The sequence below is a fragment of the Cellulosimicrobium cellulans genome (assembly GCF_016907755.1).
Classification (GTDB): Bacteria; Actinomycetota; Actinomycetes; order Actinomycetales; family Cellulomonadaceae; genus Cellulosimicrobium; species Cellulosimicrobium cellulans_D.
Genome location: NZ_JAFBCN010000001.1, coordinates 4,473,457 through 4,497,818, shown reverse-complemented (window position 1 = coordinate 4,497,818; position 24,362 = coordinate 4,473,457). Strand labels below are relative to the sequence as shown.

Sequence of the window (24,362 nt, the reverse complement as noted above, 5' to 3'; positions counted from 1 at the left end):
CGGGGCGTCAGCCGCCCATGAAGGCGTTCATCGCGAGGACGGAGAAGAGGACCGCGGCACCGAGCACCGCCACCGCGACGAGCCAGCCGTTCGCCCGCTCGACCGGCGGCACGGCCGGGCGCTGCTCGGGGTCGGCGTCACGGCGTCGCGCAGCGCGACGCGCGGTGAAGCGCAGGCCGCGTGCGGCCGCGCGCGCAGACGACTGCTCGGGGGACGGCTCGGGGAGCTGCTCGGGGGACGCAGCGTCCCGGGCGTGGGTCGGGGTCGTCACGGGAGCGCCTCCGGAGGTCTCGGCGCCGCTGCCCGACGCCGTGCCTCCAGTCTTCCCGGCGACCCGCCCGCGGCGCGTCGCCCGTCCGGTGGATCCTGCGGTCCACCGGGGTGCGACCTCCGGATGACGAGGGGTGCCTCCCCGTGGGCCGCGCGGGTCACGTCCCCCGGGGACTCAGCGGGGCGCGTTCTCCTGGTAGCGGGGCCGGCCGCCGCGTGCGGCGCGCTGGAGGTAGCGGACCTCGCGGAGCGCGACGGCGGCGGCGACCAGGAGCGGGAACCACGCCCAGACGCGGCCGCGCAGCACGAGCACGAGGCACACGAGCGCGACGGCGATCCCGCCGAAGACCGTCCCGACGCTCGCCCACCGCACGCCCGTGCGCACGTCGTCGGCCCGCTGCCACCAGCGCCGCAGGCGCTCGCCGATACCGGGCCGCGGGGCCGGGCCCGGTGCGGAGGTCACGGGCGGGCCTCACGGGCGAGCGTGACGCCCTCGATGCTGCGGACGGCCATGCGCAGCGCGTCCGCGCGGGAGATCTCCCCGTCGCCGGCCATGGACCAGGCGTTGAACAACGTCCACCACAGGGTGCGGACGATCCACGAGACGCTGAGCTGGTCGTCGACGACGCCGCTCTCCTGCCCGCGGCGCAACAGCTCCCGGACGGGCTCCTCGGCGTCCTCGGCCTCCGCCCAGAACTCTGCCTCGCCGTCCGACATCTCGTTGAACAGGACCATGTACCAGGGGCCCAGGTCGAAGTACTCGAAGGCGAGGCGACGCAGGGCCGCGGCGGGGCGGCCGTCGTCGAGCCGGGCCGCGACGATCGCGGCGCGCGTGCGCTCGACGGCCTCGGCGCCGATCGCCTCGACGAGGTCGGCGCGCTCGGGGAAGTAGCGGTGCAGCGTCGTGCGTCCCACCTGCGCGGCCTGGGCGACGTCGCCGAGCGACGCGGACTTGTCCGTGCTGAGCACCGCGACCGCGGCGTCGAGGATCGCGCGCCGCGTGCGGGCGCGCGTGCCGCTCTCCGGGGGGCCGCCGTCGGCCGCCTCGGTGGGGACTGCCGCGGTGGTGGCCTCCCGCGCGCTGGTTCGTGCCGTCACGCGGCCCACGATAGCCCTCCTGACCCTGGAACACCTCTTGCCACTAGTGGAACAAGCATGTTCCACTAGTGGAAACTCCTGTTCCATCACTCCGGACCCACCCCGCCTGCGTCAACCACAGTTGACACGGAGAGAGGATGTCAACCATGGTTGACGCCATGTCCACGACCGACGCCCCCGACCCGCCGACCACGACGCCCGCCACGACCGCCGCTCCGAAAAGTCCGTTCCTCCCGCGCCTCAAGGTGCTCTGGGAGTTCGTCCGGCCGCACCGTCGCACGCTCCTGCTCGGGCTCGTCCTGGGGCTGGGCACCACCGCCGCTGCTCTGGCGACCCCGATGGTCACCAAGTGGGTCCTCGACACCCTCGGGACGGGGGAGTCGCTGACCCCGGCGGTCCTCACGCTCGTCGGGCTGCTCGTCGTCGGCCTCGTGCTCGGCCTGTGGCAGTGGATCCTGCTCGGCACGCTCGCCGAGCGGGTCGTGCTCGACGCGCGGTCGTCCATGGTCCGGCGCTACTTCCGCGCGCGGATCGGCGCGCTCACCGGGCGCCCGACGGGCGAGCTCGTCACGCGTGTCACGTCCGACACCGTGCTGCTGCGCGAGGCGGCGTCGTCGAGCATCGTCAACCTCGTCAACTTCGCCGTGTCGCTCGTCGGGACGGTCATCCTCATGGGCGTGCTCGACATCGTGCTGCTCGGCACGACGCTCGGCGCGATCGTCGTCATCGCCGTGCTCGTGGGGGCGCTCATGCCGCGGATCGCCAAGGCGCAGGAGAAGGCGCAGGAGTCGCTCGGCAGCCTCGGCGGGACGCTCGAGGGCGGCCTCCGCGCGATCCGCACGATCAAGGCCAGCCGGGCCGAGGGCCGCCAGATCGACCGCGTGCTCGACGACGCGCAGGCGTCCGCACGGCACAGCGTCCGGGCCGTGCGCACGGAGGCGGTCGCGTGGACCATCGCGGGCGGCGGGATCCAGCTCGCGATCATCGTCATCCTCGCGCTCGGCGCGTGGCGCGTCGACGAGGGGCTGCTCGCCGTGTCGAGCCTCGTCGCGTTCCTCCTCTACGCGTTCCAGATCGTCGAGCCCGTCACCGGGCTGACCATGAACGTCACCCAGCTCCAGGCCGGCATCGCCGCCGCGGGCCGGATCAGCGAGGTCCAGGCGATCGAGCCGGAGGAGGACGACGACGCGGCCCGGCCGGTCCAGGCGGGCTCGACGTCGCTCGACCCGGCCCGCGCGGAGGCGGGCCGACCGGCCGAGGCGGGTGCGGCGTCGAGCACCGACGGGAACGCGACCGGGACGCCGCGGCTGTCCCTGCGGGGCGTCACGGCGCGCTACCTGCCCGGCGGCGAGCCCGTGGTCCGTGACCTCGACCTCGACGTGCCGCACCGCGGGCAGGTCGCGATCGTCGGGCCGTCGGGCGCGGGCAAGACCACGACGTTCTCGCTGCTGCTGCGGTTCCTCCAGCCCGAGTCCGGGCAGATCCTCCTCGACGGCGTGCCGTACGACGACCTCACGTTCGACGACGTCCGGCGCCGTTTCGCGTACGTCGAGCAGGAGACACCTGTCGTGCCGGGGACGATCCGCGAGAACCTGCACCTCTCCGACCCCGGCGCCACCGACGAGGCCATGTGGGCCGCGCTCGCGAAGGTCCGGCTGGAGGCCAAGGTGCGCTCGCTCGCCGACGGGCTCGACACCTCCCTCGTCGGGACGACCGTCTCGGGTGGCGAGCGCCAGCGCGTCGCCCTCGCGCGCGCCGTCCTGCACGCGCCCGACGTCTTGCTCCTCGACGAGGCGACGGCCCAGGTCGACGGGCTCACCGAGGCCGCCGTGCACGCCGTCATCGAGGACCTCGCCCGCGACCGCGCCGTCGTGACCATCGCGCACCGGCTGTCCACCGTGATCGACGCCGACCTCATCCTCGTCATGGAGGACGGTCGCGTCCGGGCGCGCGGCACCCACGCCGAGCTCCTCGCGACCGACGAGCTCTACCGCGAGCTCGTCGCCGCCCTCCGCATCGCGACCGAGGAGGTCGCGACCCCGAGGTAGCCGCGGCGCCCGCCGTGGGATGCGCTCCCGCACGAGCGATGCGTCCAGGAACGCATCGTTCGAGCGCGGACGCAGCACTCGTGCTCGGTAGCGCGATGAGTTCCGGGTGCGCGGGCGGTCGGAGGTGGCGTCAGGCTGGACGACGGCGGTCGCGGCTCGCGCGGACCGCGGAGGGTGAGGGTGGCATGGGGAACGTGACGTGCGACGTGGCGGTGTCGGTGGACGGGTTCTCGTCCCGGCCCGACCAGACGCTGGAGCACCCCTTCGGCGAGGGCGTGGACCTGCACCGGTGGATGACCGAGACGGCCGACGAGAACGCCGCCGAGATGGAGGCGATCGTCGCGGCGGGGGCGTTCGTCATGGGGCGGAACATGTTCACGGCGGGCCGCGGTGAGTGGGACCTCGACTGGCGTGGCTGGTGGGGGCCGGAGCCGCCGTACCACGGGCCGGTGTTCGTCCTCACCCACCACCCGCGGGAGCCGCTCGTCATGGAGGGCGGGACCACGTTCTTCTTCGTCACCGACGGCATCGAGTCCGCCGTCGCGCAGGCGCGAGAGGCGGCGGGCGACCGGGACGTCTCCATCGCGGGCGGCGCCGCGACCATCAACCAGACGATCGCGGCCGGCCTCCTCGACGAGCTCCGCCTGCACGTCGTGCCGCAGGTCCTCGGGCACGGGGACCGCGTGCTCGACGGCGTCCCGCCCCTCGCGCTCGAGACCGTCGCCGTGCGCGCGGCGTCGCTCGTCACGCACGTCACCTACTGGGTGCGGGGCCCGCTCGGCTGACGGGCCGCGTCGTCGTCGGCGGGGCCTCAGCCGAGCACGGCGAGCAGGAGCGGGGCGGCGACGACGAGCACGACGACCGACCCGACGACGAGGACCCGCCGCCACAGCCCCGTGTCCTCCGACGGGCGGCGCGCGCGGGTGCGGTCGGTCCACGCCGCGCCGTCGTACCAGCGCTCGCTCCCGGAGCCCGGCGCGTCCGCGTACCACCCCGCCGCTGCCTTGCGCACGTCGCCTCCTCGCGCCACGAACCGGTGAGCCACTCTTCTACTGGCCTGTGTCACCGAGCTCCCACCTCTTTCACGCAGCAGGGCCTCGCGAGGTTCCTTCCGGTCGCGAATCACCGCGTCCGCGGCGCCGTGGCCCGACGGCCGTGGGTTCGTCGCCGGGGCGGGAAGTGAACTGTCAGAGGCCGGCCACCTCGGCGGCGCCGTCGGTCGCGATCCGCTCGAAGACGCGCGCGTCGGCGGCGAACTGCGTGTCGGGGATGGGCCGGTGGAGGACGATCTCCGTGATGCCGACCTCCGCGTAGCCGTGCGCGGTCTCGACGAACGCGTCGACCGACTCCAGCGCGGGGTCCGGCGTGAACCCGGTGAGCAGGATCCGCTCGACGGACGCCGGGTCGCGCCCGGCGTCGGCGCACGCAACCTCGAGCCGCTCGACCTGCTCACGGACCGCCGCGCGGGACTGAGCCGGGGTGGCGTCGTCTCCCAGGCGGCCGTCGCCCGTCGTCACCCACGCCTGCCCGTAGCGCGCGGCGAGCCGCAGCCCGCGCGGACCCGTCGCGGCGATCGCGAACGGCACGCGCGGGGACTGGACCGGGCCGGGGATGGTCCGCGCCTCGTGCGCGCGGTAGTGGCCCTCGTCGTGCGTCACCGCGGGCTCGGTGAGCAGCCGGTCCAGCAGGACCGTGAAGTCACGCAGGCGGTCGGCGCGCTCGCGGGCGGACCACGGCTCGCCGCCGAGGACCGTCGCGTCGAAGCCCGTCGTTCCCGCACCGAGACCGACCGTCACGCGCCCGCCCGAGAGGTCGTCGAGGGTCATCACGTCCTTCGCGAACGTCACCGGCTCCCGGAAGTTCGGCGACGACACGAGCGTGCCCAGCCGCACTCGCTCCGTCACGCCCGCCGCGGCGGCGAGCGTCGGGACGGCGCCGAACCACGGCCCGTCGCGGAACGTCCGCCACGACAGGTGGTCGTACGTGTAGGCGGCATGGAACCCGAGGTCGTCGGCCTCGCGCCACACGTCGCGGCCCTCGCGCCACGGGTAGATCGGCAGGATCACGGTGCTCACGCGCATGGTCGCCAGCCTAGGGACACAGACCGACGCTGTCCGTCCGTGCGCTGTAGCGGAGGAACGGTGACGTGGTTCCCTCGGGGCAGAGGTCGACGTCCGTGGCGAGCGCGCGGCCCGTCTCGACGAGGAAGCGGCAGACGACGTCGAACGTGGCCTGGTCCTGGATCTCGCGGGCGTCGACGTCGAAGGAGATCGCGTCTCCGGACCACAGGAACAGGTTCACCGACACCGTCGCGTCGGGGCGGACGAAGATCGTCGGGAGCGCCCCGTCCTCGGTCGGACGAAGACCGTCGGTACCCATCGGTCGACCGTCCTGTTCCACCCTCCAACCGAGCGCCCGGTACCGCGGGAGGAGGAGAGCATGGTCGGCTCCGGTCGTCCCGTGCACTACTCCGTCCGGAAGGCATCCGTCGACGCTCTCGTCGAAGTGTCTGGAGACGTCGCGCCAGGGGATCCGCACGCCGCGAGACTAGCGGGCACTGATCCTGGGCCCCGTCTACGGTGTCGGTGTGATCCAGCACACCGTCGCCTTCCGCCTCGTCCACCCCGCCGGCAGCGCCGAGGAGGCCGAGTTCCTCGGCACCGCGCGCCGCACGCTCACCGCGATCCCGGGGGTGCGGGACTTCACGGTCTCGCGCCAGGTGAGCGGCAAGAGCCCGTTGACGTTCCAGTTCTCCATGGTGTTCGACGACGACGCCGCGTACGCCGCGTACGACGCCCACCCGGACCACCGCGGGTTCGTCGCGGACCGCTGGGTGCCCGAGGTCGCGGAGTTCCAGGAGCTCGACCTCGTCCCGCTCGCCGACTGACGGTACTGTCGCCCGTGACGTCGCCGAGGTAGAACGTCACGTCGCGAGGTAGAGCTCTGCGCGTTCTACCTCGTGACGTGACGTTCTACCTCGCGGGAAGGGGGTTCCTGCGGGTGGGGGCAGTCGCCCGGTGTGGCAGGGTGACGGCATGACCCAGATCGACCTGCGCATCTTCACCGAGCCCCAGCAGGGCGCCTCCTACGACGACCTCCTCGCGGTCGCGAAGGCGACCGAGGACCTCGGGTTCGACGCCTTCTTCCGCTCCGACCACTACCTCGTCATGGGCGACGGCGACGGCCTGCCCGGCCCGACCGACGCGTGGACGACGCTCGCGGGCCTGGCCCGGGAGACGAGCCGTATCCGGCTCGGCACGCTCGTGTCGTCGGCGACGTTCCGCCACCCCGGCGTGCTGGCGATCCAGGTCGCGCAGGTCGACCAGATGTCGGGCGGGCGCGTCGAGCTCGGGCTCGGTGCGGGCTGGTTCGCGCGCGAGCACGAGGCCTACGGCATCCCGTTCCCGGAGAAGCGGTTCGGGATCCTCGAGGAGCAGCTCGCGGTGATCACCGGGCTGTGGGAGACGCCGGTCGGCGAGACGTTCTCCTTCAGCGGCGAGCACTACACGCTCACGGACTCCCCGGCCCTGCCGAAGCCCGCGCAGGAGCGCGTCCCGGTGATCGTCGGCGGCCACGGTCCCCGCCGCACCCCGGCGCTCGCGGCCCGCTACGCGAGCGAGTTCAACGCCGCGTTCCCGGACCCGGGCGTGCTGCCCGAGCGCTTCGAGAACGTGCGCGCCGCGTGCCTCGACGCCGACCGCGACCCCGACTCGCTCGTCTACTCGGCGGCGTTCGTCGTGGCGGTCGGCAAGGACGAGGCCGAGTTCCGCCGTCGTGCCGACGCGATCGGTCGCGAGCCCGACGAGGTGCGTCGCAACGGCCTCGCGGGCACGGTGAGCGAGGTCGCGGACAAGATCGCCGCCGCGGCGGAGCAGGGCGCGACACGCTTCTACCTCCAGGTGCTCGACCTGCACGACCTCGACCACCTCGACCTCATCGCGAGCCAGGTCGTGCCGCAGCTGCCCTGACGCCCCACGCCCGCGTCGCGACGAGCGGTCCGTCGCGACGCGGGGGAGGGGTCAAGGGGGAGGATGCAGCCGCACCCGCACGGCCGACGTCGGCTCGCCCTCGGAAGGCGGGCCGTCAGCCGGCGGTGGTCGCTCAGCCGGCGGTGGTCGGCCCGTAGACGGTGACCTGGAAGCTGCCGCCGACGAACAGGTCGACGCGCGCACAGGTGACGCTGTCGTCAGGCACGCTCGTCGTCGGGAACGTGCCGTCGATCGCCGACAGGGCCTCGTCGGCGACGGCCCGGGCCTCGTCGAGCGGGACGCACCGGTCGGTGATCCCGCCCTTCAGCGCTGCCACGATCCCGGCGACCAGCGGGTCCTCCAGGATCCCGTCCGAGTCGGCCGTGCCGCCGACCACGACCGCTCGGCCGCCGACGTCGACCGTCACGCCAGCGCACACCTGCGCCCCGTCCACGGGCTCGGGCAGCGCGTCCCGCTCGCCGACTGACCAGTCCTCCAGCCCGAGCCGGTCGAGCTCCTCCTCGGCCCAGGTGACGCCCTCGGCGACGGTCCGGCACGCGCTCGCCCCGCCGTCGACCCGGTCGGTCACGCTCTGCTGCAGCTCGACCACGGCGGGATCCAGCGCCGAGCGGCCCTCGAGCCGCTCGACGCCGTCGGGTACCTGGTCGGCCGGGGCGACGTACGTCTGGCCGTCCCAGGCGAAGGCCACGGCGTCCTCGATCGGGGGCAGGCCCCGCTCCGCGAGGAGCGTGGTGCAGTCTGCGTACGGGTCGCCGGTGAGCCAGGGCCCGGCCGCGTCGACGTCGAGCCCCTCCGCGGCGTCCGGGCTCCACGCGCTCACGCAGGTGACGCCCTCGCCCGACGAGCCGCGGAAGGCCTGGATCGCCGCATACGCGACGCCGCCGCCCGCGAGCACCGTGGCCAGGCCGACCGCGACCGCGCCACGGCGCCCGAGCCGTCGCCGACGCGACGGCGGAGCGACGGGGGCCGCGTTCGTGGGGTCGAGCGTGGTGGTCATGAGGATCTCCTCCCGCAGGGCGGCGAACGCCGCCTCGTCCACGGCACCGAGATCCGCGCGTCGGGCCGGGTCCGCGCTGCGCAGCCGCATGATCGGGTCCGTCATCGTGCCTCCTCGGTTCCGGGGCGGGGCCGTCCCCACCCGCCGACCACGTGTCCGGTCGCGTCGTCCCGTTTCCTCAGCGGTGCCGACGCCGGTGCGCCGGGCGCCACGAGGCCGTCGAGCTGCTCGGACAGCCGTCGGCGCGCCCGGTGCAGGCGCACCCGGACCGCAGCCCGCGAGATGCCGAGCACCAGGGCGATCTCGTCGCGCGCGAGCTCCTCCCACGCGACCAGGCGCAGCAGCTCCTGGTCATCAGGGCCGAGCCGTGCGAGCGCGCGCTCGACGTCGCTCACCTCGCCGGTCGGCGGTGGGGTGGCCTCCGCGACCTCGGCGCGGAGCCTGTCGGCGAGGGCGAGCCGGCGCCGCGCACCCCGGTGGAGGTTCGCCAGGACGCGGCGTGCGACGCCGAACATCCACGGTCGCGCGTCGTCCCCGACCGGGACGTCGTCGAGGCGTCGCCAGGCGACGAGGAACGCCTCGGCGACGACGTCGGCGGCGTCGGACGGGTCGGCCACGCGCCGCACCGCGTAGGCGAGCAGGGGACGGTGCGTGGCCTCGAACAGGGCGGTGAACCGGGCCGCGCGGTCGTCGTCCGGCGGTGGGGCCGACGGGATCCGCTCGGGTGGGCGGTCAGGGGCGGGCATCCGGGGTCCTCTCGACCGGGTGACGTGGACGACCGTCTCATGTCCGGTGCTCGCCGGTGCGTTACACCCTCCCGGTGCGGCGGCGGTGACCGTCCCGCGGTGCGCGACGGCGCGATCCCGGTGGACGACCGGCTCGCCCTCCGAGGCGTCCACCCGTCGGACGTGCGGCGCGTCGGCGCCGTGAATTCTCCGTTTCCGCCCGTGAACGGCGCGTTTCCGGGTCGTGCGGACCGCCGTTCGGGTGAGCGCTCACCGCGTGGGGCGGGACGGCGCCGGGCGGGGACGGGAGCGGCGCCGCGCCAACGATCCGGGCCGCGAGGACGGTGCAGCACCGGGTCCCGACCGGTCCGTTCACATTCGCCGCCGTGCGCCGAGACGGTGGCGGCCACCGCTCGCGCGACCCGTGACACGACCGCCTCGTACCGCTACCTTCGGCGCAGACGACGAGGTGGCCCGCTCACAGCGGGCCACCTCGACCCGTCTCCGGGTCTCTCCGCACGAGGGCACCGGCAGGGGGCTCGACAGCACCGCCGCGCACGCACTCACGACGCCGACGACGTCGCCGCACCCGGGCTCAGGAAGCCGGCGGGCATCCGCTCGCCGACCTCCCGCCCGATTCCCGACCCGCGAGGTCCCCGCACGGGACCTGTCGAGAGCCGAGGACCCGCGATGGCCGTCTCCGAGTTCGACCGCCTGGTCGTCACCCCGCGCCGCACGCAGCACGTGCGGCCCGTCCCGTCCGGCCCGCGGGCCGACCCCGACCGACCTGCCGGACCGCCGCGCGACGAGAACTCCGCCGCGCGCTCGCCGTCGCTCGTCATGATCATGCTGCTCGCGACGCTCGGCGTCGTCGCGTACGCGGTGTTCCTCCTCAACCCGGCGAACCGCGGCGACGCGCTGCCGTACGTCATGGTCATCACCGCCGAGTCCGTGCTCGTCGCCCAGGCGCTGCTGGCGATGTGGACCGTCCTGTCCAGCGGCCACGACCCCCGCGGGTTCTCGTTCCACCACGCGAAGGACCGTCTGTTCGACGTCCCGGAGATCCTCCGCGACGGCGCCGAGGACGACCCGACGCGCTGGAACCTCTACCTGCACGACCGCCCCGTCACCGTCGACGTCCTCATCACGACCTACGGCGAGGACCTCGACACCGTCGCGCGCACGGTGCGTGCCGCGGTCGCGGTCCGGGGCACGCACCGCACGTGGGTGCTCGACGACGGCCGCTCCGACGACGTCCGCGACCTCGCCGCCCAGCTCGGTGCGCGCTACGTGCGACGGCTGTCGAGCAACGGCGCCAAGGCCGGCAACGTGAACCACGCCCTCGCCATCGCCAAGGGCGACTACTTCGTCATCCTCGACGCCGACTTCGTCGCGCGGCCCGAGCTCCTGGTGGAGACCGTGCCGTTCTTCGTCAAGGACGACGTCGCGTTCGTCCAGACGCCGCAGACCTACGGGAACCTCGACAACCTCATCTCGCGCGGCGCCGGGTACATGCAGGCCGTGTTCTACCGGTTCGTCCAGCCCGGCCGGAACCGCTTCAACGCCGCGTTCTGCGTGGGGACCAACGTGATCTTCCGCCGCGCCGCGATCGACGACATCGGCGGCATGCACACCGACTCGAAGTCCGAGGACGTGTGGACGTCGCTCATGCTCCACGAGCGCGGGTGGCGCACGATCTACATCCCCACGACGCTCGCCGTCGGCGACACCCCGGAGACCGTCGAGGCGTACACCAAGCAGCAGCTGCGCTGGGCGACCGGCGGGTTCGAGATCCTGCTCCAGCACAACCCGCTCAGCCCGCGCCGCACCCTCACGCTCGACCAGCGGCTCCAGTACACCGTCACCGCGACGCACTACCTCGCCGGCATCGCGCCGCTCGTGCTGCTGCTCGTGCCGCCGCTGCAGATCTACCTCGACCTCACGCCCATGAACCTCACCATCTCGTGGGGCACGTGGCTGCTCTACTACGCGGGGTTCTACGTCCTGCAGATCGCCATCGCGTTCTTCACGCTCGGGTCGTTCCGGTGGGAGGTGCTCATGCTCGCGTCCGTGTCCTTCCCCATCTACACCAAGGCCCTGTGGAACGCGCTGACCGGCAAGGAGCAGGCGTGGCACGTGACCGGGAGCAAGGGGAAGGTCACGTCGCCGTTCAACTACATGATCCCGCAGGTGCTGTTCTTCGCGTTCCTGCTCGTGACGTCGGTGGTGGGGGTCTGGAAGGAGTGGGGCGACCCGATGCCGAGCCTCGCGCTCGCGTGGAACGTCACCAACACGCTCATCCTCGGGGCGTTCGTCGTGACGGCCCTCCGGGAGTCGCGGTCTGCCCAGCGCGCGGCGCGCGCCGTGCGGCGGCGAGAAGGGACGGTCGCGGCCGTCGTCGACGAGGCGTTGTCGGAGCGCCTCGGCGTCGAGGTGACGGTCGGCGTCGGGACGCGGGCCGGGAGGCGGCGGGCGCGCCGTGGCGGGAACACGTCGTCCGGACCTGTCGGAGGTGTCGCATGACCTGGTCGAACCGGATCCGCCTCGGGGCGGGACTGCTCGTGGTGCTGCTCGTGTGCGCGGCGCTCACGCTCGTCATGAACCGTCGCCTGGGGCAGGCGACGAGCACGACGGCGACCATCCGGGCGGAGGTGCTCGACGTCGGCAGCGACTACGCGGGGACCGTCACCGCGGCCGAGGTCGCCGAGGGGGACGAGGTCGCCGCGGGCGACCCGCTGTTCACCGTGAGCAGCCTGACGCTCCAGCACGACATCGCGCTCGGGCTCGTCAGCGCGGACACGTCCGCGTACCAGGTGGCGCCCGACGGCACCATCACGCTCGTCGCGCCCTACGACGCCGTGGTCACCCACGTCGCGGCCCGGGAGGGCGGGTTCGTCCAGGCGGGCGAGGTCGTCGCCTCGCTCGAGCGAGAGGGGTCGCTGTTCGTGGACGCCCGCCTGACGCTCGACCCGAGCGACTTCGCGCGCGTGCGCCAGGGCGCGGAGGTCACGGTCGTCCTGCCGAACCAGGCGGAGGTCGCGGGCGAGGTCGCGGCGGTCGCGGTGCAGAACACCGCCAACCAGGCGGAGGCCACGATCGAGGTCACGAGCGACGCGCTCGTGCGCGGTGCCGAGCACGGCCTCGTCGCATCGGGCACGCCGGTCACGGCGAGCATCGAGCTGCACGACGACGGCCCGCTCGCCGGGGTCGACGAGTCGTTCGGCGCGTTCCTCCGCAAGGTGGGGCTGTGACGCCCCGCCGAGGTCGACCCGTGCGTCGCGAGGTCGACCTCCCGAGGGTCGGCCTCGGACGCTCGGGCCGATCTCGCGGCCGGGTGGTCGGGGCGGTGCTCGCGTCGGTAGCCCTTGCCGCGGGGTGCGGGCTGTTCGAGCCGGACGCGTCGCCCGGGGCGACGGGGCCGCCCGGTGCGGGCTCCGCCGTCGGGTACCCCGCTGCGGACCTGACGGGCACCGTGCCGGACGTGGACCCGTCGATCCTGCCGCAGGAGTCCCTCGCGCCGATGCCCGCCGCCCGGCTCGCCGACGGGCTGGTCCCGCCGACCAACCGGTGGTTCTCCGGGCTGGTGTTCGGCGACGAGCCGCTGCCCGTGTTCCCCGTGCCGCTCGGGTTCGGCGTGACCGACGGCGGGTTCGCGTTCGGCCTGCCCGACGTCGAGGTCACCGAGCAGTCGATCCTCGGCCCGTACGTGCCGCAGGTCGGGGTCGACGTCGGGGCGTCGTCGGTCGAGGTCACCGCCTACGACACCGCGTCCGTCACGCTCGACCTGCTCGACGGCGCAGGTTCCGCCGTCGGGACCGTGACTCTCGTCGAGGGGTCGCCCGTGCTGCGGTACACCGCGGCGACGGACCAGACGGCGGCGCTCACGGTCGCGTTCGCGGAGGTGGGCGGAGCGGTCAGCGCCGAGGCCGGCGGGCGTGAGTACGTGCTCGTCGGGGCGGACGACGCGCTGTCGGGCGGCGGTCGGTCGCTCGACCTGGCGGAGGGAGACTCCGTGGCCTGGTTCCCCGTGCCCGACGGCGCCCCGGACGGCGCGGTCGCGACGCTCGCCGAGGCGGCGGCGCACCCCGTGACGGGCACGACGCTCGCCTACGGCGTGGCGGGCGACGCCGTCACCACGGCGATCACGTACGAGACCGGCGGCGACGCGCCCGGCTCGGCGACCGTCGTCGTGCGGCTGCCGCACCAGCGCGAGAGCGAGGGCGCGACGTGCGGCCTCGGCACCTACGCGACCGTGCGCGGGACGGTCGACGTGTGCACGGCGAGCACCCTCGCGTGGACGAGCCCCGCCGTCGAACCCGCCGGGACGCTCGACGTGACCGCGCTGGGCGAGGACGAGAAGACCGAGCTCGCCGACCAGGTGCGCGCCGACGCCGCGGCCCTCCCACCGCGGCCGTCCGACACCTACTTCGGCGGCAAGGCGCTCGCGCGCGACGCGAACCTCCTGTCGCTCGCCGAGCAGCTCGGGCTCGACGACGTCGCGGCACCGCTGCGCGACGACCTCTCCGCCGCGCTCCGGGAGTGGACGCAGCCGGACGGCTGCGAGGAGCGCGACGCACGCTGCTTCGTGTACGACCCCGAGGTGCGCAGCGTGGTCGGGAAGACCCCGTCCTTCGGGTCGGACGAGCTCAACGACCACCACTTCCACTACGGGTACCTCCTCTACGCCGCGGGCGTGGTGGCGGCCGACGACCCGGCGCTCGCCGCCGACCTCGCGCCCGTGCTCGACCTGCTCGCGGCGGACGTCGCGTCCGGTGCGGGCGACGAGGACCTCCCGGCGCTGCGCGTGTTCGACGCGTACGCGGGCCACTCGTGGGCGTCGGGGTACGCGCCCTTCGCGGACGGGAACAACCAGGAGTCCGCGTCCGAGGCGGTGTCGGCGTGGAACGGGCTGGCGCTGTGGGCGCGGGCGTCGGGGGACGCGACGCTCGAGACGCAGGCGCGCTGGTTGTTGTCCGCCGAGGCGTCGTCGGCGCGCGCGTACTGGACGGATTTCGACCGCGACGACCCGGCGATCGACGGGTTCGGGCACGCCGTGACCTCGCTCGTGTGGGGCGGCAAGCGCGACTGGGCCACGTGGTTCAGCGCCGAGCCGAGCGCGATGCTCGGCATCGTCGTGCTGCCGATGCAGCCCGTGGCGGGGTACCTCGCGGGCGACGGGCAGCGCATCCGGGCCAACCTCGACGAGGCGCTCGCCGGCTCGCGCGACGACCCCGCGACGTGGGACGTGCTGTTCGGCGACCAGCTCCTCATGTACGCGGCGCTCGCGGGCCCGGACGACGCCGCGGCCGCCCTGGACGTCGCGCGCACCCTCCCGGTGGGACGCATCGACGACGGCAACACCCGCAGCTACCTCCTCGCGTGGCTCCTGGTGCACGCGGCCGCGTAGTCCGTCGACCGTCGAACCCGGGGTCGTTCCTCACCGGACCGCTCGCGTGAGGAGCGACCCCGGGTTCGACACTGGCACTACCCTGCTCCGGGGGTCTTCACACGAACTTCACGGACGGGAGAGACATGAGCGCCATCGGGTGGCGGTTGCACGGGAACGGGAAGACGGTCGCGCCGGGGGACGTCGTCGACCCCGACGAGCGGCTGACCTGGCCGCGGACCATCGGGATCGGCATGCAGCACGTCGTCGCCATGTTCGGCGCGACGTTCCTCGTGCCGCTGCTCACCGGGTTCTCGCCCGCGACGACGCTGTTCTTCTCCGCGATCGGTACCGTCGGGTTCCTGCTCATCACGGGCAACCGCCTGCCGAGCTACCTCGGGTCGAGCTTCGCGTTCATCGCCCCGATCGGCGCCGCGACCGCGTCGCAGGGCCAGTCGGTGGCCGTCGGCGGCATCCTCGTCACCGGCCTCGTGCTCGCCGCTGTCGGCCTGCTCGTGCACGTCGCGGGCGCGCGGTGGATCGACATCGTCATGCCGCCGATCGTCACCGGCACGATCGTCGCGCTCATCGGCCTCAACCTCGCCCCCGCGGCGTGGGGGAACTTCCAGCAGGCGCCGGTCACGGCCGTCGTCACGCTGGCCGCGATCATCCTCGTCAGCGTCCTGTTCAAGGGGATCATCGGGCGCCTCTCGATCCTCGTCGGCGTGATCGTCGGGTACGTCGTGGCCGTGCTCCAGGGGGAGGTGTCGTTCGACGCGGTGCGCCAGGCCGACTGGATCGGGCTCCCCGAGTTCGTCACGCCCACGTTCGACGTCGCCGTGCTCGGCCTGTTCGTCCCGGTCGTGCTCGTGCTCATCGCGGAGAACGTCGGGCACGTGAAGTCGGTCGCGGCGATGACCGGCAAGAACCTCGACGACCTCACCGGCCGCGCGCTCCTCGCGGACGGCGTCGCGACGACGCTCGCGGGCGTCGGCGGCGGGTCGGGCACCACGACGTACGCCGAGAACATCGGCGTCATGGCCGCGACGCGCGTCTACTCGACCGCGGCGTACTGGGTCGCGGCGGCGACCGCGCTGGTGCTCTCGCTCTCGCCGAAGTTCGGCGCGCTCATCGCGACCATCCCCGCCGGCGTCCTGGGCGGCGCGGCGACGATGCTCTACGGCATGATCGGCATCCTCGGCGCGCGCATCTGGGTGCAGAACAAGGTCGACTTCTCCAACCCGGTCAACCTCACGACGGCCGCCGTGCCGCTCGTCATCGGCATCGCCAACTTCACGTGGGCCGTCGGTGACCTGACGTTCGAGGGCATCGCGCTCGGCACCGCCGCGGCCCTCGTGATCTATCACCTGATGCGGACCATCGCGCGGTGGCGCGGCACGACCCAGGAGCCCGCCAGCCCGGCGTCGGCCCCCGGAGGCGACGAGCCGATCGTCCACGACGCGACCGAGGACGCCCGCTGACCGCCAACCCCGGTTTCGGCGACTCACGTCGCCGAACCCGGGGTTGCGCGTCATGGAGACGTCACCGTGACGCGCAAGGACGGTTTCGCGGGTCGACGGTGCCCCCGAACCCGAGGTTCGAGGGTGGTTGCCGCGGAGTGCGCGACAGGCGCCGTCCTCGTCACGCTGCGCGACGACGGCCAGCCGCGAGGAGTGCCCGTCGCACGATGGTCGCCGAGCGCCCGGGCACGCGTGCATCCGAAGACGTGAGTCGGAGCAGCGCCGCGACGTCGGCGGTCACAGGTCGTTGTGACGTTCTCGGTCGGCGAACGCGGCGCTCGGCGTGTCGTGGAACTCCGCGCCGTCGACCTCGGCGACGACCCGGCGGCCGTCGTCGAGGCGCCAGCCGAGGTCGCCGCGCCGTTCCCGCCCGCTCGACCCGACCAAGGGGGCCTGGAGCATGTCCGGCGGGACGCCACCGTCGACGCAGTCGAGCCGCACCCCGGTCTCGAGCGGCGACTCGGACCGACCGTCCGCGAGCTCCCACCACGAGTGGGTCCGGGCCACGCCTCGCCGCCCGCGGGCATGGTCGTGCGCGCGAGCGAGCCCGTCGGAAGAGAGCAGACCGAGGTGCAACGCCGAGTCCATGACCGCCACGGCCCACGGGCGGTCGAGCTCGGGCACGGCCTGGTCCAGCGCCCACTCCGGTGCGGCCACGTACCGATCGCCGACGCGCGTGACGGTCATGCCGTCGTCGAACATGCGCAGCCGGATGCCGTCCCGCGACTCGAAGGAGCGGGCACCCGGCAACGTGGCCTGGGGTACGACGCGCGCGGGCAGCCCCGCGACTCCGAGCAGCGCGAGCGCGCACGGTCCGACCGCGATCGACTCGGGCCCGAACGCGAGCAGCGCGGCCCAGGCAGCACGCCGTCGGCGGTGATCGACCGGCCTGGACGCGACCGGCGCGGGCTCGGTGTCGTGGACGCCCCGCGTGACGTGCCGCCAGCTCCCGGTCCGCCGGAGACGACGCAGCACGTCGGGGCTCACGCCGGCGTCGCGGCACTGTCCCGTCGTGATCAGGCTCTCCTGACGGGACGCGACGCGGAGGGCCTCGTCCGGGACGAGAGTTCGCGCTGGCATGTCGAGATCACACCGGGAACCAGCCCCGCCGCGCTTCGATCACCGGCGTCCTGTGGACGGGCCACCAAGGATGCGCTCCTGTGGACGCGCAGGATGCCTGCGCCACGTCGCCAGGAGGGACTCCCTCTGCTGAGAGGGACTGTGAGACGCGGCGAGTCCGGGGTTTCCGGGTACTCGGCGGCGAACGTAGCCCGCAACCCAGGGTTCGGCGGGGACGGTGCCGCCGAACCCCGGGTTCGGCGCCGATGGGGGCGGCGGGGTCCAGGACCGGGTCAGAGGCGGAGGCCCAGGACCAGGCCCTCCGTGACGTCGAGGCGGGTGAAGCCGAGGTGCTCGTAGAAGCCGATCGCGGAGACGTTGTCCTCCGCGACGCCGAGGTGGACGCCCGGGGCCCCGGCGGCGCGGAGCGCGTCGAACAGGGCCTCCATCAGCCGGCGGCCGTTGCCGCCGCCCTGCGCGGCGGGCAGCAGGTCGACGTGGAGGTGCGCCGGGTAGTCGGGGAGCACAGCGGGGTCGGTGAGGTGCGGGCGGTGGATCTGGCGGACGAGCGCCTCGTCGCGCGAGCCCTGCGGGAAGCTGCCGAGCGGGTACCGCTCGCGCAGCGGCGGCCACCACTCCCGCTCGGACCGGGCCTCGAACGCGACGGTGTCGCGCGCGCCGAGCACGTAGCCCGCGGCCACGCCGTCGACCTCGACGACGAACGCGAGCGACGGCTCGAGGGCGAGGTACGCCCCGAGGTAGACCTCGCCGAGCAGCCGCGGGTCGGTGTACAGCGCGGTCGCGTCCGCGCCGGACGCGCCGGTCCGCAGGCAGATCTCGTAGAGGCGGTCGACCTCGTCGGGGTCGGTGGTCCGGGCGGGCCGGAGGGGCAGGGTGCTCATGGGTACCGTTCGGCGGTCGTGAGGGCTCGGCGGGCGCCGGGCGAGGGACGTGCTCAGCCCTCCGCGGGCGGCACGGGCAGCGGCTGCGGGGTGATCTCCTCGATCGCGACGCACCCGGCGCGGCTCTCGAGCGGCACGTCGCCGGACAGGCCGACGAGCTCGGGGTCCACGACGTCCTCGAAGTCGGCGCCCACGTAGAGGTCGACGGTGGCGTCCTCGCGCGCGTCGAGCACGAGGCCGGGGTTGTCGTAGTGCGCGGCGAGCGTGTAGGCCTGCGCGAGGCCGGCGGCCCCGAAGTGGATCTGCGTCTGCGCCACCACGTCCGACTTCCCGTCGCCGTCGAGGTCCGGCGCGTTGCCCGTGGAGATCACGGCGAAGCCGCGCGACGTGAGGAGGTCCTGGTTCAGCCGCCCGAGGGGGGCGTCCTTGCCGGACGCGTTGTAGACGTTGACCTGGATGTCGCCGGTCGCGACCGGGAGGGTGCCGTCAGGAAGGCAGGGGACCTTGACGTCAGCGAGGTCGTCGACCGCCTCGGGCGACGACAGCGGCCGGTCGAACGGGGCGTCGATCGCCCCCGTGTAGACGGCCAGCGCACCGAGCCCGACGACGGCGAGCGCGGCGATGAGGAGCCCGAACACGACGGCCTGGCGCTCGTGCATGCGTCGGCGACGCTCGGTGCGCGCGGTGTCGGGGCGGGTGGTCACGCCAGAAACCTACCGGACCTCGCGCTCATCGCACGGTCAGGACGCGGGCGTGCAGGATGGCGCGCTGCTGGAGCGCGGCGCGCACCGCGCGGTGCAGTCCGTCCTCGAGGTAGAGGACGCCCTCGTACTCGACGACGTGCGCGAAGAGGTCGCCGAAGAAGGTGGAGTCCTCGGCGAGGAGCGCGTCGAGGTCGAGCGTGCGCTTGGTGGTGACGAGCTCGTCGAGGCGCACCTGACGCGGGGGCACCTCGGCCCAGTCCCGGGCGGTCACCCGGCCGTGGTCCGGGTAGGGGCGCCCGTCGCCGACGGCCTTGAAGATCATGCGGCACATCCTAGAGGCCCGACGGCGGTCCTCGCCCAGGTCGTCGGGGTGTCGGTCACGCGGTCGTCACGATCTCCCCACGAGGAGCACCCGCGTCCTTCGCGTCAGCGGGGGTGCTGCCCGGCCCGGACCGGCCGCCGGCGTCCCAGCCGGCGTCCCAGGTGGAGCTGGACGAACAGCGTCACGATCCCGGCGACGAGCAGCCCGGCGACGTTCACGAGGAGCTGGACGCCTGCGCCGAGAGCCTCGTCCCAGGCCCCGACGGCGAGCGTCAGGCCGATCGCCCCGACGGCGGGCACGGTCGTGATGGAGATGAAGACGCCGACGAGGGCCGCCGACTTGGCGGTGGTGAGCGAGAGCACACCCGCGACGCCCGCGAGAAGGGCGATGACGAAGGACCACGCGTCGGGCGACACGATGAACTCGGTCTGCGGCCCGGTCGTCGCCTGCTCGAAGGTGATGAGGCCGGCCGCGTAGGCGAGGCTCCACACGACCCACGCGACCGCGGCGCAGCCCGCGAACCCGCCGAGGAGCGTCGCCAGCGCCGACCCGGCGATCCCGCGCCGCCGCCGGACGACCGCGTAGCAGATCGCCGCGATGGGGGCGAACTCCGGGCCGACGACCATGGCCCCGATGATGAGGATGGGCTGGTCCAGCAGCCGCCCGATCCCCGCGATGAGGGTCGCGAGCAGCAGGAACACGAAGAACGTGGCGGAGGGGCGGGAGTCCTCGCGCGACGTGTCCGCGAGCTGCGCCCACAGGACGCCGTCGGCGGGGTGGCCCGGGGCCGCCTTCTCGGCTGCGACCGCCGCGTCCGACACGACCGTCACCGGTTCCGTGACGACGATGGCCCCGTCGGCCGGGACGCCCGCGTGCCGGAGCGTCCGCATGACGTTGTTCGCGTTCTCCCGCGCCATCTCGAACCAGAGGACGTCGCCCCGGCCGTCGAGCGCCGCGCCGGGCACGACCGCGAGGTCGCACACGGTCGGGTCGGCGTCGAGGACGGGACGCAGACGCTCGGCGAGGTCGTGCCCCGCGGTGACCCGCACAGTCAGCATGGCGCCATCGTGCCAGCCGGGCGCGACCCGTCGGGACGACGCCCCGTCAAGGTTCCGGCAGAGGGCGTCAAGGTTCCGTCAGAGCACCGTCCGGGGGCCTCCCGCCGGGCGTAGAACGGCAGTGCGCCCGGGTTCCGGACGCCGGCACGACGCCCCGCCGCGGGCGCTCGCCGACCCTCGTCGAGAAGGCGTTCCCACCATGGCCGACCTGGCCTTCCTCCTCCTCACCGTCGCGTTCTTCGCGACGGTCGCGCTCGTCGCGCGTCGTCACGGCTCCTCGGGAGGTACCCGGTGATGGTCCTCGACTGGATCGCGCTCGGCGCCGTCGTCGCCGTGCTGGGCTACCTCTTCGTCGCGCTGCTCCGCAGCGACCGGGCCCGGTGAGCGCCGTGCCGACGACGGTCGACGCCGCGGTCGTGTGGACGGCCGTCGGCCAGGTCGCGCTCCTCGTCGGGGCGCTCGCGGCGGTGCACGCGCCGCTCGGCGCCTACATGGCGCGCGTCTACACCTCGCCGCGCCACCTGCGCGTGGAGCGCGCGGGCTACCGGCTGGCACGCGTGGACCCCGAGGCGGAGCAGCGGTGGAGCACGTACCTCTTCTCGCTGCTGGGCTTCTCGCTCGCCTCGGTCCTGCTCCTCTACGCCCTGGGCCGCCTCCAGGACCACCTGCCGATGAACCTCGGGTTCACCGGGCTGGACCCGGCGGGCGCGTGGAACACGGCGGTCTCGTTCGTGACGAACACGAACTGGCAGTGGTACTCGGGCGAGGCCGCCGCGGGGCACCTCCTCCAGATGGCCGGTCTGGCTGTGCAGAACTTCGTCTCGGCGGCCGTCGGGATGTCCGTGGCGATCGCGCTCGTGCGCGGGTTCGCCCGCTCGGGGACCGACGCGCGGATCGGCAACTTCTGGACCGACCTCACCCGGTCCGTGGTCCGGATCCTGCTGCCGATCGCGTTCGTCGCGGCGGTCGTGCTCGTGGCGAACGGCGTCATCCAGAACCTGAGCCCGCACACCGCGGTCGAGACGCTAGCGGGCGGCACGCAGCACGTCCTCGGGGGGCCGGTCGCCTCCCAGGAGGCCATCAAGGAGCTCGGGACCAACGGCGGCGGGTTCTTCAACGCGAACTCGGCGCACCCCCTGGAGAACCCGAACCCGTTCACGAACGTCTTCGAGATCTTTCTCATCCTGCTGATCCCGTTCACGCTCCCGCGCACGTTCGGCCTCATGGTCGGCGACCGGCGCCAGGGCTGGGCGGTCCTCGGTGCGATGGCCGGGCTGTTCGCCGTCGCGCTGACGCTGACGACGTGGGCCGAGCTGGCGGGCCCGGGGGCCGCGCCGCAGGCGGCCGGTGCCGCGCTGGAGGGCAAGGAGACCCGGTTCGGCCTCGCTGCGAGCGCCCTGTTCGCGACGGCGACGACCGGCACCTCGACCGGTGCGGTCAACGCGATGCACGACTCGCTCACCGCACCGGGGGGCGGCGTGGTGCTCTTCAACATGCTCCTGGGCGAGATCGCCCCGGGCGGCGTCGGTGCGGGGCTGTACGGGATGCTCGTCCTCGCCGTCGTCGCGGTGTTCGTCGCGGGCCTCATGGTGGGCCGCACGCCCGAGTACCTGGGCAAGAAGATCGGTCGCCAGGAGATCACTCTCGTCGCGCTGTACGTCCTGACGACCCCGGCGGTCGTGCTCGTCGGCACGGCGCTGTCGGTGGTCCTGCCGGACGGGCTCGCGGGCCAGCAGGAGGGCGGCCCGCACGGGCTGACCGAGGTGCTGTACGCCTTCGCGTCCGCCGGGAACAACAACGGCTCGGCGTTCGCCGGGCTGTCGGCGGGGACGCCGTACTACAACACGCTGCTCGGGCTCGCGATGCTCGTCGGCCGCTTCGTCCCCATCGCGCTCGTCCTCGCCCTCGCGGGGCGCCTCGCCTCCCAGCGGTCCGTCCCGCCGTCCGCCGGCACGCTGCCGACCCACCAGCCGCTGTTCGTCGGCCTGCTCGGCACGGTCGCGCTGGTCGTCGTCGGCCTCACCTTCGTCCCCGTCCTGTCCCTCGGTCCTGTCGTGGAGTCCCTGTCATGAGCACGCCGCTCGCTTCCGTCCCTCAGCTGCCCGGCACGCCGACGTCCCCCGTGGGCGCGGCCGACGGCGGCCCGCACCACGACGACCGTCCGGACGGCGGGCGTCGTGCCCCGCGCGCGCTGTCTCTCGCGCAGGTCGGCGCGGCGCTGCCCGCCGCGGTGCGCAAGCTCGACCCACGGGTGCTGTACCGCTCGCCGGTGCTGTTCGTCGTGGAGGTCGGCGCCGTCGCGACGACGGTGCTCGCCGCCCTGGAGCCGGACCTCTTCTCGATCCTGGTCGCGGCGTGGCTGTGGGCCACGGTCCTGTTCGCCACGCTCGCCGAGTCGGTCGCGGAGTCGCGGGGCAAGGCGCAGGCGTCGAGCCTGCGCGCGACGCAGCGCAGCACGACGGCGCGCCGCGTGGACGCCCCGACCGACACGCTCACGGCGGGGTCGAGCCTGCACCTGCTGCCGACGGTCGACGTGCCGTCGTCGAGCCTGCGGGTGGGCGACGTCGTCGTGGTCGTCGCGGGGGAGACCATCCCGGGCGACGGTGACGTGATCGAGGGCGTCGCGTCGGTCGACGAGTCGGCGATCACGGGCGAGTCCGCCCCGGTGATCCGCGAGTCGGGCGGCGACCGCTCGGCCGTGACGGGCGGGACGGTCGTCCTGTCCGACCGCATCGTCGTGCGGATCACGGCGCCGGCCGGGCAGACGTTCGTCGACCGGATGATCGCGCTCGTCGAGGGCAGCGAGCGCCAGCGCACCCCCAACGAGATCGCGCTGAACGTGCTGCTCACGTCGCTGACGATCGTGTTCGTCCTCGCCGTCGCGACGCTCCAGCCGTTCGCCGTGTACTCGGGGGCGCGGCAGTCGCTCGTGGTGCTGGTCGCGCTCCTCGTGTGCCTCATCCCGACGACGATCGGCGCGCTGCTGTCCGCGATCGGCATCGCGGGCATGGACCGCCTGGTCCGGCGCAACGTGCTCGCGATGTCCGGGCGCGCGGTCGAGGCGGCCGGCGACGTCGACGTGCTGCTCCTCGACAAGACGGGCACGATCACGCACGGCAACCGGTTCGCGACCGAGGTGCTGCCCGTCGGCCACGTGAGCGCGGCCGAGCTCGCCGACGCCGCGCGCCTGGCGTCCCTGTCCGACGAGACGCCGGAGGGTCGCAGCATCGTCGACCTCGTGACGTCGATGGACGGGCGTCCCGCGGCGGACCTGGTCCGGGAGACCACGGGCGCGGAGTTCATCCCGTTCACCGCCCAGACCCGGATGTCGGGCGTGGACCTGCCGTCGCCCGACGGCGGCGTGCGGCGCGTGCGCAAGGGCGCGGGCTCCGCGGTCCAGCGCTGGGTGCACTCCACGGGCGGGAGCGTGACGGGTCCGGACACGGACGAGCTCGCGGCCCACGTGGAGACGGTCAGCGGGCAGGGCGGCACGCCGCTCGTGGTCGCCGAGCAGGTGGGCGACGGCCCGGCGCGCGTGCTCGGCGTCGTCCGGCTCAAGGACGTCGTCAAGGACGGGCTGCGCGAGCGGTTCGACCAGCTCCGCGCGATGGGGATCCGCAGCGTCATGGTCACGGGCGACAACGCGATCACGGCGCGGGCCATCGCGGCCGAGGCGGGCGTGGACGACGTGCTCGCCGAGGCCACGCCCGAGGACAAGCTGGCGCTCATCCGGCGCGAGCAGGAGGGCGGACGCCTCGTCGCGATGGCCGGCGACGGCACGAACGACGCGCCCGCGCTCGCCCAGTCCGACGTCGGCGTCGCGATGAACACGGGGACGACCGCCGCGAAGGAGGCGGGGAACATGGTCGACCTCGACTCGAACCCGACGAAGCTCCTGGAGATCGTCGAGATCGGCAAGCAGCTCCTCATCACGCGCGGTGCGCTGACCACGTTCTCCGTCGCGAACGACGTCGCCAAGTACTTCGCGATCCTGCCCGCGATGTTCCTGGGCGCGTTCCCCGCGCTCGAGGTGCTCAACGTCATGCACCTGTCCAGCCCCCAGTCCGCGATCCTCTCCGCGGTGATCTTCAACGCGCTGATCATCGTGGTCCTCGTCCCGCTGGCGCTGCGCGGGGTGCGGTACCGCCCGGCGTCGGCGTCGGCGCTGCTCCGGCGCAACCTGCTGGTCTACGGGCTCGGCGGCCTCGTGGCGCCGTTCGTCGGGATCAAGCTCGTCGACCTCCTCGTCTCCCTCCTCCCGGGCTTCTGATCCCGGTGCCGAAA

At 73.7% G+C, this 24,362-nt stretch carries 24 protein-coding genes; 11 read left to right on the top strand and 13 right to left on the bottom strand.

Annotation, left to right across the window (positions count from 1 at the left end):
* Window positions 1-7 precede the first annotated feature (7 nt).
* The 3 genes from JOE63_RS19445 to JOE63_RS19435 all read right to left on the bottom strand — a co-directional run bounded on the left by JOE63_RS19445 (window position 8) and on the right by JOE63_RS19435 (window position 1,368).
* Window positions 8-271, bottom strand: coding sequence for a hypothetical protein (locus tag JOE63_RS19445; RefSeq protein ID WP_204543103.1), 264 nt, complete (start codon window positions 269-271; stop codon window positions 8-10).
* A gap of 174 nt (window positions 272-445) precedes the next feature.
* On the bottom strand, window positions 446-733 hold the full coding sequence (locus JOE63_RS19440; RefSeq protein WP_239576766.1) for a hypothetical protein: 288 nt from the start codon (window positions 731-733) through the stop codon (window positions 446-448).
* Window positions 730-1,368 carry a TetR/AcrR family transcriptional regulator gene (locus JOE63_RS19435; protein WP_204543101.1) on the bottom strand — a complete coding sequence of 213 codons (639 nt, stop codon included), beginning with the start codon at window positions 1,366-1,368 and terminating at the stop codon, window positions 730-732. Before JOE63_RS19435 ends, JOE63_RS19440 begins: the two co-directional genes overlap by 4 nt.
* Before the next feature lie 146 nt (window positions 1,369-1,514).
* On the opposite strand from JOE63_RS19435, the gene JOE63_RS19430 reads away from it, so the two are divergent.
* Together JOE63_RS19430 and JOE63_RS19425 are read left to right on the top strand one after the other, a co-directional pair.
* A complete protein-coding gene (locus JOE63_RS19430; RefSeq protein ID WP_204543099.1) occupies window positions 1,515-3,416 on the top strand; it encodes an ABC transporter ATP-binding protein in 1,902 nt (633 codons plus the stop codon).
* A 185-nt stretch (window positions 3,417-3,601) separates the two neighbouring features.
* Complete coding sequence (locus JOE63_RS19425) at window positions 3,602-4,201, top strand: dihydrofolate reductase family protein (protein WP_204543097.1); 600 nt, start codon at window positions 3,602-3,604, stop codon at window positions 4,199-4,201.
* 26 nt (window positions 4,202-4,227) lie between these two features.
* Here JOE63_RS19425 and JOE63_RS19420 read toward each other — a convergent pair whose 3' ends face one another.
* The 3 genes from JOE63_RS19420 to JOE63_RS19410 form a co-directional block, all read right to left on the bottom strand.
* Window positions 4,228-4,428 (bottom strand): DUF2510 domain-containing protein, encoded by a 201-nt coding sequence (locus tag JOE63_RS19420; protein WP_157759479.1) that lies wholly within the window; start codon window positions 4,426-4,428, stop codon window positions 4,228-4,230.
* Window positions 4,429-4,603: 175 nt separating this feature from the next.
* Window positions 4,604-5,497, bottom strand: a complete 894-nt coding sequence (locus tag JOE63_RS19415; RefSeq protein WP_204543095.1) for an LLM class flavin-dependent oxidoreductase — start codon at window positions 5,495-5,497, stop codon at window positions 4,604-4,606.
* A gap of 10 nt (window positions 5,498-5,507) precedes the next feature.
* Window positions 5,508-5,795, bottom strand: coding sequence for a hypothetical protein (locus JOE63_RS19410; RefSeq protein WP_204543094.1), 288 nt, complete (start codon window positions 5,793-5,795; stop codon window positions 5,508-5,510).
* 208 nt (window positions 5,796-6,003) lie between these two features.
* On the opposite strand from JOE63_RS19410, the gene JOE63_RS19405 reads away from it, so the two are divergent.
* Both JOE63_RS19405 and JOE63_RS19400 read left to right on the top strand, forming a co-directional pair.
* On the top strand, window positions 6,004-6,303 hold the full coding sequence (locus JOE63_RS19405; RefSeq protein ID WP_087469986.1) for a Dabb family protein: 300 nt from the start codon (window positions 6,004-6,006) through the stop codon (window positions 6,301-6,303).
* 157 nt (window positions 6,304-6,460) lie between these two features.
* Window positions 6,461-7,384 carry an LLM class F420-dependent oxidoreductase gene (locus JOE63_RS19400; RefSeq protein WP_204543856.1) on the top strand — a complete coding sequence of 308 codons (924 nt, stop codon included), beginning with the start codon at window positions 6,461-6,463 and terminating at the stop codon, window positions 7,382-7,384.
* Window positions 7,385-7,517: 133 nt separating this feature from the next.
* On the opposite strand, the gene JOE63_RS19395 is transcribed toward JOE63_RS19400, so the two are convergent.
* Window positions 7,518-8,507: a hypothetical protein gene (locus JOE63_RS19395; protein ID WP_087469985.1), complete on the bottom strand. Its 990-nt coding sequence runs from the start codon at window positions 8,505-8,507 to the stop codon at window positions 7,518-7,520.
* Entirely contained in the window at window positions 8,504-9,148 is a 645-nt protein-coding gene (locus JOE63_RS19390) for an RNA polymerase sigma factor (protein WP_204543093.1), read from the bottom strand. Before JOE63_RS19390 ends, JOE63_RS19395 begins: the two co-directional genes overlap by 4 nt.
* A 669-nt stretch (window positions 9,149-9,817) precedes the next feature.
* Here JOE63_RS19390 and JOE63_RS19385 point away from each other — a divergent pair.
* From JOE63_RS19385 to JOE63_RS19370, 4 genes are all read left to right on the top strand, one after another.
* Complete coding sequence (locus JOE63_RS19385) at window positions 9,818-11,650, top strand: glycosyltransferase (protein ID WP_204543092.1); 1,833 nt, start codon at window positions 9,818-9,820, stop codon at window positions 11,648-11,650.
* Entirely contained in the window at window positions 11,647-12,378 is a 732-nt protein-coding gene (locus JOE63_RS19380; protein ID WP_204543091.1) for an HlyD family efflux transporter periplasmic adaptor subunit, read from the top strand. Before JOE63_RS19385 ends, JOE63_RS19380 begins: the two co-directional genes overlap by 4 nt.
* Before the next feature lie 95 nt (window positions 12,379-12,473).
* A complete protein-coding gene (locus JOE63_RS19375) occupies window positions 12,474-14,534 on the top strand; it encodes a glycosyl hydrolase (protein WP_307840243.1) in 2,061 nt (686 codons plus the stop codon).
* A 125-nt stretch (window positions 14,535-14,659) separates the two neighbouring features.
* Window positions 14,660-15,994 (top strand): uracil-xanthine permease family protein, encoded by a 1,335-nt coding sequence (locus JOE63_RS19370; RefSeq protein ID WP_204543089.1) that lies wholly within the window; start codon window positions 14,660-14,662, stop codon window positions 15,992-15,994.
* Between the two features lie 276 nt (window positions 15,995-16,270).
* On the opposite strand, the gene JOE63_RS19365 is transcribed toward JOE63_RS19370, so the two are convergent.
* The 5 genes from JOE63_RS19365 to JOE63_RS19345 all read right to left on the bottom strand — a co-directional run bounded on the left by JOE63_RS19365 (window position 16,271) and on the right by JOE63_RS19345 (window position 20,078).
* Window positions 16,271-17,113, bottom strand: a complete 843-nt coding sequence (locus JOE63_RS19365; protein WP_204543087.1) for a type IV toxin-antitoxin system AbiEi family antitoxin domain-containing protein — start codon at window positions 17,111-17,113, stop codon at window positions 16,271-16,273.
* Window positions 17,114-17,385: 272 nt separating this feature from the next.
* Complete coding sequence (locus JOE63_RS19360) at window positions 17,386-17,994, bottom strand: GNAT family N-acetyltransferase (RefSeq protein ID WP_204543086.1); 609 nt, start codon at window positions 17,992-17,994, stop codon at window positions 17,386-17,388.
* 53 nt (window positions 17,995-18,047) lie between these two features.
* The gene (locus tag JOE63_RS19355; RefSeq protein ID WP_244286273.1) at window positions 18,048-18,698 is read right to left on the bottom strand and encodes a LytR C-terminal domain-containing protein; all 651 of its coding nucleotides are present in this window, start codon (window positions 18,696-18,698) and stop codon (window positions 18,048-18,050) included.
* Between the two features lie 25 nt (window positions 18,699-18,723).
* Window positions 18,724-19,020: a type II toxin-antitoxin system VapB family antitoxin gene (locus JOE63_RS19350; RefSeq protein WP_024841670.1), complete on the bottom strand. Its 297-nt coding sequence runs from the start codon at window positions 19,018-19,020 to the stop codon at window positions 18,724-18,726.
* A 104-nt stretch (window positions 19,021-19,124) separates the two neighbouring features.
* A complete protein-coding gene (locus tag JOE63_RS19345) occupies window positions 19,125-20,078 on the bottom strand; it encodes a DUF389 domain-containing protein (protein WP_204543085.1) in 954 nt (317 codons plus the stop codon).
* A 294-nt stretch (window positions 20,079-20,372) separates the two neighbouring features.
* Between JOE63_RS19345 and JOE63_RS19340 the strand changes: the two genes are divergently transcribed.
* From JOE63_RS19340 to kdpB, 3 genes are read left to right on the top strand one after another with little or no spacing between them, the layout of a single operon-like run.
* Window positions 20,373-20,462 (top strand): potassium-transporting ATPase subunit F, encoded by a 90-nt coding sequence (locus JOE63_RS19340; RefSeq protein WP_141389068.1) that lies wholly within the window; start codon window positions 20,373-20,375, stop codon window positions 20,460-20,462.
* Window positions 20,463-20,494: 32 nt separating this feature from the next.
* A complete protein-coding gene (gene kdpA / locus JOE63_RS19335; protein ID WP_204543854.1) occupies window positions 20,495-22,150 on the top strand; it encodes a potassium-transporting ATPase subunit KdpA in 1,656 nt (551 codons plus the stop codon).
* On the top strand, window positions 22,147-24,348 hold the full coding sequence (gene kdpB / locus JOE63_RS19330; RefSeq protein ID WP_087469977.1) for a potassium-transporting ATPase subunit KdpB: 2,202 nt from the start codon (window positions 22,147-22,149) through the stop codon (window positions 24,346-24,348). Before kdpA ends, kdpB begins: the two co-directional genes overlap by 4 nt.
* Window positions 24,349-24,362: the final 14 nt, after the last annotated feature.